Origin of the sequence: Chryseobacterium sp. C2(2020) (assembly GCF_014218915.1) — a bacterium.
GTDB lineage: Bacteria > Bacteroidota > Bacteroidia > Flavobacteriales > Weeksellaceae > Chryseobacterium > Chryseobacterium mucoviscidosis.
In genome coordinates this window covers 1-1,129 of the sequence record NZ_JACLCT010000097.1, presented here as the reverse complement: position 1 = coordinate 1,129, position 1,129 = coordinate 1, and the positions used below count along the sequence as shown (strand labels likewise).

1 protein-coding gene is annotated in these 1,129 nt (G+C 38.5%); it reads right to left on the bottom strand.

The window, feature by feature from the left end; all coding sequences use genetic code 11:
• Positions 1-190: 190 nt before the first annotated feature.
• A partial coding sequence (locus H6W52_RS21075) for a transposase (protein ID WP_185216979.1) occupies positions 191-1,129 on the bottom strand: 939 nt, incomplete at its 5' end.

The window sequence follows — 1,129 nt, the reverse complement described above, 5'->3', positions numbered from 1 at the left end:
GTCACTGAAAAACCTTTCATTTTACGACAGCCTATTTATTTAGGATGAAAAATAAGAGCTTATTACAAGATTTAAAAGTCCGTAATAAGCTTTTTATTTTTTTGGGAAGTTGTTTTTTTGATTTTTTTGAGTGGTGATTTTAATCTTATTACAATTGATTTTGAAAATTCGGTACAGAGATTTATTTTCTCTACAATAATTTCAGGATTCTCTTCAGATTGACTGCGAAAATAGCCATTGCGCCCTGCATCTGCATATTTTCTATGCCGTAAGAAGTGGCTCTTTGATAGCCGTGTACATTTTTCAGTTCACTGTTTTTGGCTTCGATTTTATAGCGGTGTTTCGATTTTTCTTTGTAATAATCGCTTTGCTGAAAAGCCATTTGATCCTGATGTAATTCCGATTTGATGGAGACAGAATAGGTTTTACTTTTTGCACCATCCTTATAGCAGCCTTCTTTCAGTGGACAAACCCTGCACTTTTCAACATCAAAATAATAGGTATCGACTTGATTTTTACCTACGTTTCTGGTTCCGCCCCGTGCTTTTCTTATCGCCAAATGTCCTGCAGGACAAACAAACCGGTCGGCATCTTTGTTGTAATCAAATTTGTCTTCGTCTTTTCTAAAACCTTGGGTAATGGAGGGATTGAGTCTGGCGACGACTTTGATATTCTGATCTTTTGCAATTTTCAGATTCTCCTTTCCACTGTAAGCGGCATCGCCAATAATAGTGTCTATCTCCATCCCGTTATCCCGGCTCATCTGCAGTAGTTTCGGCAATTCAGGACCGTCACCTTTTTCTCCCGAGGTGACCACCGCTGCCGTAATGATCCGCTCTTCGCTCATTGCCAGATGTGTTTTGTAGCCGAAAAATGAGCTGTCAGCAGATTTATGACCTGTTTTGGCATCCGTATCTTTGGACAAAATCATTTCCTCACCCGTGTCTTCCATCAATTCCTTCAAAAGGTTTAGTTTCTCCTTTACCGAAGGAATTTCACTGATAGAGGGTTCGTTTTCAATTGCTTTTTCCAGCTCTTTGCAGTACTTAAGTTCTTTAGTCAAATCATTATCCGTGTTTTTTGAAGGCATTTTGCTTTTAAACGCTTCATCAAACTGATAAACGGCTTT